Annotated in this window: 10 protein-coding genes; 8 read left to right on the forward strand and 2 right to left on the reverse strand. The window is 70.9% G+C overall.

The window, feature by feature from the left end; all coding sequences use genetic code 11:
* Positions 1-646 (forward strand): 16S rRNA (uracil(1498)-N(3))-methyltransferase (locus KME77_RS15455; RefSeq protein ID WP_219467477.1); only part of this gene is annotated, 646 nt, incomplete at its 5' end.
* 60 nt (positions 647-706) lie between these two features.
* Here the strand turns inward: KME77_RS15455 and KME77_RS15460 are convergent.
* Together KME77_RS15460 and KME77_RS15465 are read right to left on the reverse strand one after the other, a co-directional pair.
* Positions 707-1,378: a hypothetical protein gene (locus tag KME77_RS15460; protein WP_219467482.1), complete on the reverse strand. Its 672-nt coding sequence runs from the start codon at positions 1,376-1,378 to the stop codon at positions 707-709.
* Positions 1,375-1,854, reverse strand: a complete 480-nt coding sequence (locus KME77_RS15465) for a SigE family RNA polymerase sigma factor (protein ID WP_219467503.1) — start codon at positions 1,852-1,854, stop codon at positions 1,375-1,377. The genes KME77_RS15460 and KME77_RS15465 overlap by 4 nt, the downstream gene beginning before the upstream one ends.
* A 425-nt stretch (positions 1,855-2,279) precedes the next feature.
* Here KME77_RS15465 and KME77_RS30315 point away from each other — a divergent pair, with 425 nt between their 5' ends.
* The 7 genes from KME77_RS30315 to KME77_RS15500 all read left to right on the forward strand — a co-directional run.
* Positions 2,280-4,145 carry a VWA domain-containing protein gene (locus KME77_RS30315; RefSeq protein WP_219467483.1) on the forward strand — a complete coding sequence of 622 codons (1,866 nt, stop codon included), beginning with the start codon at positions 2,280-2,282 and terminating at the stop codon, positions 4,143-4,145.
* Positions 4,127-5,440: an extracellular solute-binding protein gene (locus tag KME77_RS15475; protein WP_219467486.1), complete on the forward strand. Its 1,314-nt coding sequence runs from the start codon at positions 4,127-4,129 to the stop codon at positions 5,438-5,440. Before KME77_RS30315 ends, KME77_RS15475 begins: the two co-directional genes overlap by 19 nt.
* 9 nt (positions 5,441-5,449) lie before the next feature.
* Positions 5,450-5,794, forward strand: coding sequence for a histidine triad nucleotide-binding protein (locus KME77_RS15480; protein ID WP_219467489.1), 345 nt, complete (start codon positions 5,450-5,452; stop codon positions 5,792-5,794).
* A 105-nt stretch (positions 5,795-5,899) separates the two neighbouring features.
* Positions 5,900-6,931, forward strand: a complete 1,032-nt coding sequence (locus KME77_RS15485; protein ID WP_219467492.1) for a PhoH family protein — start codon at positions 5,900-5,902, stop codon at positions 6,929-6,931.
* The gene (ybeY, locus tag KME77_RS15490) at positions 6,928-7,404 is read left to right on the forward strand and encodes an rRNA maturation RNase YbeY (RefSeq protein WP_219467495.1); all 477 of its coding nucleotides are present in this window, start codon (positions 6,928-6,930) and stop codon (positions 7,402-7,404) included. Before KME77_RS15485 ends, ybeY begins: the two co-directional genes overlap by 4 nt.
* Positions 7,401-8,702, forward strand: coding sequence for a hemolysin family protein (locus tag KME77_RS15495; protein WP_219467498.1), 1,302 nt, complete (start codon positions 7,401-7,403; stop codon positions 8,700-8,702). The genes ybeY and KME77_RS15495 overlap by 4 nt, the downstream gene beginning before the upstream one ends.
* 295 nt (positions 8,703-8,997) lie before the next feature.
* Positions 8,998-9,272: hypothetical protein (locus tag KME77_RS15500; protein WP_219467501.1), on the forward strand; the 275-nt coding region annotated here is incomplete at its 3' end.

Consider the following 9,272-nt stretch of genomic DNA (forward strand, 5'->3'; position numbering starts at 1 on the left):
CTCCGTGCGGCGCCTGCGCGCCGGTGAGCGGCTCGATCTGACCGACGGCGCCGGCGGCGTCGCCGAGTGCGTCGTGCGCGAGGCGCTGAAGGACGCGCTCAGGCTCGACGTGCTCGGCCGATACGAGGTGCCGCCGCCGTCCCCCCGGCTGGTCGTGGTCCAGGGGCTGCCCAAGGGCGACCGGGGCGAGCTGGCCGTCGAGATGATGACCGAGGCCGGCGTGGACGTGATCGTGCCCTGGGCGGCCTCGCGCAGCATCACCCAGTGGAAGGGCGAGCGGGCGGCCAAGGCGCTGGCCAGGTGGCGTTCGACGGCGCGTGAGGCGGGCAAGCAGGCCCGCCGCTTCCACCTGCCGGAGGTGGCCGGGCCTGTCTCCACGTCCGGTGTCGGGGCGCTGCTGGCCGGGGCGGCGCTCGGGCTGGTGCTGCACGAGGAGGCCGCCGAGCCGCTGACCGGCGTGGAACTGCCCGCCGGAGGCGACATCGTCGTCGTGGTGGGGCCCGAGGGCGGGGTGTCGGACGGGGAACTGGCCGCGTTCAGGGCGGCGAAGGCGGTGCCGGTGCTGCTCGGGCCCACGGTGCTGCGCACCTCGACGGCCGGGGTGGCGGCGGCGTCGGTGCTGCTGGCCCGTACCGGCCGCTGGTAGTCAACGGCCGCCGCTGGTGGCTGACCGCGAGTGCTGGTGGCTGACCGCGGCCGCTGGTGGCTAACTGGGGGTGGCTGAGGCGACGGTGTCGCCGAGCGGGCTGGCGAACGTGTTCGGCGTGGCGTCGGCGCCCTCGTCCGGCGGGCACTCCTCGGCCGGGCAGGTGGTGGTGGCCGTCGTGCTCGGCTCCGAGAGCGACGATGACGGGGTCGGCGTCGGCGTGGACGTCGCCTCGGAGGGACAGTCGTCCGGCGGCGGCTGCTCCTCGGCGGGCGTCGGGCACGTCGTGGCCGGCGTGGGCGTCGGCGTCGCCCTGGGCGTCGGCTTGCTGGTGGACCTCGCGGTCTCGGTGGGCGGCGCCGGCTCGGACGTGGACGGAACGGGCACCACGACGACCGGAGGATCGGCGGACGCGTTCTGCCTGGGCGGCGAGTTCGGGCGGCTGGTCGAGGAGTTGGCGGGCGGCTTGGTCGGCGTGGAGTTCTCGACCGGCGTGACCACCTCGGTCACCCGCTGGCGCAGCTCCGGGACGACCATCACGATCGTGCCCGCCACCAGCAGGGCGCTGGCCGCGGCCGCGCCCGCGCGCCACCAGAACAGGTTGCGCACCCCGCGCCGCTCGATGCGGGCACGGATGATCTCCAATCCCTCCGGCGAGGGCACGACCGTGTCCGCCTCCGCGCGGAGCACACGGCGCAGGACGTCGCCGTACTCGTCGGGGGACTGGGTCATGACATTTTCTCCAGGACGGATCGCAAGGCGGCCATGCCACGAGCCGTGTGGCTCTTGACCGCGCCCTTGCTGATGCCCATGGCGTGGGCGATCTCAGCCTCGGACAGATCACCGTAGTAGCGAAGGACGAGGGCCTCTCTCTGACGTGTTGGCAGGGACCTTAGCGCTTCGATGACGGCTGAGCGCTCGAGCTCGCCGATCGCGCCGTTCTCGGCGCTCGGAGCGTCGGGCAGGCCCTTGGGCGCGTACTTCTCGACGACCGCGCGGTGACGCAGCACGGAACGGGACCGGTTGACGACAGATTGCCGCAGGTAGGCGAGTGCTTTGTCGGGATCGCGCAGTCTGCGCCAGGCGCCATGGATGGCGACGAACGCGTCCTGCACGACTTCCTCGGCGGTCGCTATGTCACGGACGAGCAACACAGCGAGACGCACCAATGACCGAAAGTGCGCGCTGTAGAGCGCGGTCACGGCCATGTCGGCGTCCCACCCGACCGGCACCGCCCCCAACGACCTGTCGGCCAGGAGGGTTTCGGTGGTCACATCATTGGGACGCGCGGCCTTCCCAGAGGGTTTACGCTCTTGCGGTTCCTTAGGGGGCATTACCCAGTCGTGTCCTCGCCAGGTGGCCTCGCCCGACCCTGAATCGTCCTATTTTGCTGAAGTGTCGCACACTAACCCTAACTGCGAGGATCTTCGAACGCACGGCACGGCGGATTACCGATTCGCAACAGACGCTCAGGGTCGCCCGCCCCCCGGCGCTCGGGCTTAGCATCGAAACCAGCATGCGGCCACCCGAGTCCCCCGACAGAGCCGATCGCCCATCACGAAGTGAGCGGCTCAAGGACGTGGCGGCCATCGTGACACCGCTTTGGACGTTTTTAGGGGCTATTGCGGCCTCAGTGGCGGGGAAGCACAACGGAGTCGTCGCCGTGCTCGCCGGGGTCGGCGTGGCCGTGAGCGCGCTCGTCGTGGCCGCCACGTGGGGCGTCCGGCTCGGCCCGGTGGGGAAGGCCGTCGGCTGGCTCCGTACATCGCTGAGGGCGTTCTTCTCCTGGCTCTGGCGCATTTTCGGCCCACTCAGGCCGCGGTGGACGGCCGTCGCGCGGGGCGCCCGGGTGGCGGGCCCGTACGCGTTCGGCCTCGCCGCCGGGATGCTCGCGGTCACGCTCGTACGGCCGATCCTGCCGGTCGCCGTCGGCTGGGCCACCTCCAGGCCCTGCGACCACCCGCTGGAGCTGCGCGTGCTCAGCGCGGCCGAGAACGTGGCCGCGCTGACCGACGCGGGGCTGCGCTACGCGCGCGAGAGCGCCGACCTGCGCGGCTGTCCCTCGGTACGGCTCTCCGTCTCGCCGCAGCCGCCGATCGCCACCATGGGCAGATCGGTGAAAGGGTGGACCAACCTGCCCTCCAATGACGGCGAGGCCTACGTGAGCGGCCTGATCGCCATCCATCCCGACATCCTGATCGCCTCCAGCGCCGACACCGAGGCCTATCTCCGCAGGGCCTTCCACAATCTCTCGTCGGTCGAGTTCCACTCGATGGCGCCGGTGGCCTCCTCCGCCCTGGTCGTCGCGTTCACGGAGCGGCTGGAAGCGGCACTGGACCACCAGAAGTCCGCACCGGACACCCTGCCGGCCATGGAGGAATGGCTCGGGAGCGCCGGGGCGCCGCTGGCCAGGCCGCGCGCCGACCTGTCGGAGATCGGGCTCGTCGCGAGCACCGCGCTCTACGGCGCCGACTCCACGCAGGACGTCAGGAAGGAGATGGCCTACACCCCGCCCGGCCTGCCGCTGTCCGACGCCGCCAGGCTCGTGTGCGAGCGCCCCAAGGGCGAGAAGCTCGCCATGATCGTGCCGGAGCACCTCTTCCGCGCGTCCGACGTCCCCGGCCTCTGCCCGTCGGGGGCGCCCGCGGAGAAGCTGACCATGCACCCGCTCGACGACCTGCCCTCGCTCAGCTACCGGTACGTCCGGCTGAGATGGGCCGGTCAGTGGAGTGCCCGGCGCGACGGGGCGGTGAGCGCGTTCCACGACTGGCTCGCCCAGGACGGGCTCACCCGCTACGGCTACCGCGACGCGGAAGGCGTCAACGACCTCGGCGACCTGCCGCTCGGCACGACCCACACCCCGCAGGCGCCCCCCGCCGCGACACCTTCCGCCGAGCCGGCCGACCGGATCGAGCGGCTGATGGACCGCCTCGCCGAGGCCCATCCCATGACGTCCCTGCTGTTGCTGGTCGACAGGTCCGGCTCGATGAGCCACGGGATCGGCAGCACCGTCCCGATGGAGAAGGCTCGTTCGGCGGCCGGCACCCTGCTCGGGCGGCTGCACGACAAGCGCGACGACGTCGGGCTGGTCACCTTCTCCGCCCCTCATGGGCTCGGCGAGATCGTCACGACGATCGACGGCGTCACCGGAGGGCTGCCGAACCTGACCGCGGAAGGCCGCGACGCTCCCCTGGCGGACGTGCTGAAGCAGGCCGTACCCCTGCTCCAGGGCAAGAACAACCCTCTGATCGTCATGCTGACCGACGGCGGGACCAGGACGGGCGACGTCGGCGGGGCGGTGTCCGCGCTGGGACAGGTCCATGGGCTCAGGGTCCGGCTGCTGCTCACCGGCGCGCAGTCGTGCGAGGCCCCCCACCTCGAGAAGCTGCGTGACGCCGCGCCCGATCTCACGTGCGTGCCCGTCGACGGGGCGACGGACGCGGAGCGGGCCCGGCAGGTGGACGAGGAGCTGACGCGACTGTGGCGGAAGCTCCTGTGACCGCGCGCGGATGGCGGGCCGTGGCGGTAGGGGCCGCCGCGGGGATCCTGCTCGCGCTCGGCGTGCCCGCGGCGCTGAACAGGCTGAGCGAGGAGGAGTGCAAGGACGACGGCAAGCTGAAGATCGCCACCGGTGACGACGTGAGCGTCGGCGGCGAGCGCAGGCGCATCATCGAGAGCTGGGGGAAGACCCAGATGATCGAGATCTCCAAGGTGGCCGACCTCAAGCACGCCGAGATGCTGGCCGCCGCCCAGGCCGCCCCCTGCCAGGCGTACGACCTGCTGATCATCGACAGCGCCGTGACGCCCGAGTTCGCCGCCGCCGGGCTGCTCCACGAGATCGACCCCGGCGACGTCCCCGGCGGCCTGGTGCCGGAGGCGAGCGCCAGCGGCGCCTGGGAGGGCAGGCAGTACGCGCTGCCGTTCGCGCTCGACGTCGGCCTCCTCTACCGCAGGAAGGAGCAGTCGCGGCCGGCGGACTGGCAGGACCTCTGGGAGCGGACGCGCGCCACCGCGATCGACCCCGCCAAGGACGTCTACCTGGCCCAGCTCGACGACTTCGAGGGCGGCACCGTGGGGCTGCTCGAACTGCTCAGAGCCTACGGAGCCGAGGTGGTGGACGACGACGGCGAGATCGTGCTCGACCGGCCGGAGAACCTCGGCAACGCGCGTACCGCGCTGTGGCGCCTCTGGTGGGAGAACCAGCGGGGCACCATGAGCGGATCATGGTCGGCCAAGGAGGAGGAGAGCCTGATGGCCTTCGCCGAGGGGAAGGCCCCCTACCTGCGCCACTGGCCGTACGCGGCCCTGCAGCTGATCAGCAGGGGCGACCCGGACTTCCACGTGTCCGAGCTGCCCGGCCCCGCCACGCTCGGCGGCTCGAACCTCGCCGTCACCGCCGGGTCCACCAAGTACGACGCCGCCGTCAAGCTGATGCGCCACCTCCTCACCCCGCAGAACCAGGGAGTCCTGTTCGCGTGCGGCGGATACGCGCCCGTGCTCACCGCCGCCTACACGAAGGTGTCCACCTGCCCCCACGGCGGAGAGGACGGGACGCCACCGACGCGCCCGCAGCTCCAGGAACTCGCGGACGCCGTCCGCGACACCCTGAAGGGCCACCGGGCCGCGCGGCCCAAGCTGGCGCACTACAGCCGCTTCAGCGACGTCTTCAGAAGGTGCGTCACGAAGTACGTCCTCGCCGACGACCCGCCGGCCGAGGACGGCATCAGGACGATCGCCCGCGAACTGCGGGTCGCCGCGCTGGGAAAGATCGAGGCCGACCCGCCCTGTGGGTAGGGTGCTGCTGTGAGCGATTGCCTCTTCTGCAAGATCGTGGCCAAGGAGATCCCCGCCGAAGTCGTCTACGAGTCCGGCAGGACGCTGGCCTTCCGCGACCTCAACCCGCAGGCTCCGACGCACGTGCTGGTCATCCCCAAGGACCACCACGCCGACGCCGCCGCGCTCGCCGACGCCGGTGACGACCTGGCCGGCGAGGTGCTGAAGTCCGCCCAGGAGGTCGCGACCATCGACGGCGTGTCCGAGGACGGCTACCGGATCGTGTTCAACACCGGGGCCGCCGCCGGGCAGACGGTCTTCCACGTGCACGCCCACGTGCTCGGCGGGCGTGGCCTGACCTGGCCGCCGGGGTAGTTCCGGCGCGTTGATATTGGCGCGAGCAATCGGCCTGGTCCCGGCTACGATGGGCACAGAAGTACACCCGATGAGACCGGGAGGCATCAGGCCGCGGGCCTGCCCATGTCCGAACTACACGAATCCCGCCGAACGGCACCTCCCTCGCGCACTCAAGCCAAGGTGCTGATTCCGGACGAATATCCCATGGTCAGCCTCCTCGGCTCCCGTGACGAGCTGCTGCGCGTCATCGAGGGCGCCTTCAGGGCCGACATCCACGTGCGTGGCAACGAGATCACCGTCACCGGCAGCCCCGACGAGAGCAGTGCCGTCGTGCGCCTGTTCGAGGAGCTGGTGGAGGTGCTGCGCAGCGGCGGCGAGCTCACGGCCGACGCCGTCGAGCGGAGCATCGCCATGCTGCGCATGACCTCCGAGCGGCCGGCCGAGGTGCTGTCGCTCGACATCCTGTCCTCGCGCGGCCGCACGATCCGCCCCAAGACCGTCAACCAGAAGCGCTACGTCGACGCGATCGACAAGCACACGGTCGTGTTCGGCATCGGTCCCGCGGGCACCGGCAAGACCTATCTCGCCATGGCCAAGGCCGTGCGCGCGCTGCAGGAGAAGCGGGTCAACCGCATCATCCTGACGCGTCCGGCGGTGGAGGCCGGGGAGCGGCTCGGGTTCCTGCCGGGCACCCTGTACGAGAAGATCGACCCGTACCTGCGCCCCCTGTACGACGCGCTGCACGACATGGTCGACCCCGACTCGATCCCGAAGCTGATGGCGGCGGGCACGATCGAGGTGGCGCCGCTGGCATATATGCGTGGCCGTACCCTTAATGACGCCTTTATCATCCTCGACGAGGCGCAGAACTCCTCGGCCGAGCAGATGAAGATGTTCCTCACCAGGCTCGGGTTCAACTCGAAGATCGTGGTGACCGGTGACGTCACGCAGGTGGACCTGCCCTCGGGCACGGTCAGCGGGCTGCGGGTGGTGCAGGAGATCCTCGACGGCATCCCCGACATCCACTTCTCCCGCCTGACCAGCGCCGACGTCGTACGTCACAAGCTGGTCAGCGAGATCGTCGACGCCTACGGCCGCTACGACGCGCTGCAGGAGCCGAAGCCCATCCAGCAGCACAGGGGCAAGCGGCGATGAGCATCGAGATCAACAACGAGTCGGGCAGCGAGGTCGGCGAGCACAGGCTCGTCGAGCTGGCCACCCACGTGCTCGGCGAGCTGGGCATCCACCCGCTCGCCGAGCTGTCGATCGTCGTGGTCGACGAGGACGCCATGGCCGAGCTGCACGAGAAGTGGATGGGCGAGCCGGGGCCGACCGACGTGCTCGCCTTCCCGATGGACGAGCTGCGGCCGGGCGGAGGGGCGCGCGGCGACGCCGACTCCTCCGCCGACCCGGCGCTGCTCGGCGACGTGGTGCTCTGCCCGCCGGTGGCCGCCAGGCAGGCGGAGGAGGCCGGGCACAGCGCGCAGGACGAGCTGGAGCTGCTGTGCACGCACGGCATCCTCCACCTGCTCGGCTACGACCACGCCGATCCTGAGGAGCACAAGGAGATGTTCGGGTTGCAGGCCCGGCTTCTCGAGTCGTGGCGGGAGGTGCGCGAGTCGCCGTGAACGCCTGGTTGCCGCTGGCCATCGCCCTGGTGGTGATCGGTGGTCTGATCGCCAGTGCGGAGACGGCACTGACGCGCATCTCGCGGGTGCGCGCGGAGGAGTTCGTCCGTGAGGGACGGCGTGCGGCCGGGAGGCTGCAGGCCATCGTCACCGACCCCCCGCGCTATCTCAACCTGTTGCTGTTGCTGCGGCTGAGCTGCGAGCTCGTCGCCACGGTGATCGCGACACTGCTGTTCATCGACCTGATGGACGATCAGGGCTGGGCGTACGTGTCCGCCGCGGCCGTGATGATCGTCGTCAGCTATGTGATCGTCGGGGTGTCGCCGCGCACGCTGGGGCGTCAGCACGCCGAGCCGATCGCGCTGGCCAGCGCCCCCGTCGTGTACGGGCTGACGCGGATCTTCGGGCCGCTGCCCAAGCTGCTCATCCTGCTGGGCAACGCGCTGACCCCCGGCAAGGGGTTCCGCGACGGGCCGTTCACCTCCGAGGCGGAGCTGCGCGACCTGGTCGACCTGGCCGAGGAGCGGCGGGTCATCGAGCCGGACGAGCGTGAGATGATCCACTCGGTTTTCGAGCTGGGTGACACGCTGGTGCGCGAGGTCATGGTGCCGCGTACCGACATGGTGTTCATCGAGCGCGGCAAGACGCTCAGCCAGGCGCTGTCGCTGGCGCTGCGCAGCGGGTTCTCGCGCATCCCCGTCGTCGGGGAGAACGAGGACGACGTCATCGGCATCGCCTACCTCAAGGACGTCACGCGGCGGGTGCACGAGGCGGGCGAGGACGGCGGCGAGGAGAAGATCGAGTCGATCATGCGCCCGGCCGCCTACGTCCCCGAGAGCAAGCCCATCGACCAGCTCCTGCGCGAGATGCAGGCCAGGCAGATCCACATGGCGATCGTGATCGACGAGTACGGCGGTACGGCCGGCCTGGTCACGATCGAGGACGTCCTGGAGGAGATCGTGGGCGAGATCGCCGATGAGTACGACAAGGAGGCGCCTCGGGTCGAGGCCATGGACGACGGCGGGGTCCGGGTGACGGCCCGGATGCCGGTGGACGAGCTGGGCGAGCTGTTCCACACCGAGATCGAGGTCGACGACGTCGAGACGGTGGGCGGGCTGCTGGCGCACGCGCTGGGGCGGGTGCCGATCGCGGGCTCGGAGGCCGAGGTGGCCGGGCTGCGGCTGACGGCCGAGAGCCTGGCGGGCCGGCGCAACCGGATCGGCACCGTGGTGGTCCGCCGCGTGGCGTCGAGGACGGACGACGAGGAGGCCGTACCGGCCGCTGCCGAGCACGACTGACAGCGCCCTGACCGCTTTGGGATAGATGTGGCAAGTGTTCTACAAGCCTGCTGCAAGCGGCGTACGCCACCTTTGTCTCGACACCCAGTGCGGTGGGTGTCACTAGGGGAAGCATCCGATCGCCGGGTGGGGTTCGCGGCGTGAGGATGCTCCCGGGGGGACGGCAACGTTCCGGTCAGCTAGCCGATCGGGCGTTGCTCGGCGTAAAGGGTGCTCTCGTCTGGTAAGCCCAGATGGGGGCACCCTTTAGCGTTTGCGTAGATTGCCGCATTGGTCGCCCGGGGAGGCAACGATCATGCGGATCATCATCGTGGCCCTGGCGTGCGCGCTCCTCGGCGGATGCGGCGCTCCCGTCGCGGGATACCTCGACGCCCAGGCCGCGGCCCGGCTGCGGGAGGCGCTCAGCGAGCAGCCGCGGCTGCCCGACGGCTTCTCGGCCCGGCCCGACCCGGCCTGGCAGCTGCCGTTCGCGTCCGTGGACCACGACTGCCGGGCCGCCCTGGCTCCGGCCGGCGGGCGGGCGCCCGCAGGGGAGCTGATGGCGCAGGCGGCGGCCAGCTACGAGGGCGA

It is taken from the genome of Nonomuraea rhizosphaerae (assembly GCF_019396405.1).
Classification (GTDB): Bacteria; Actinomycetota; Actinomycetes; order Streptosporangiales; family Streptosporangiaceae; genus Nonomuraea; species Nonomuraea rhizosphaerae.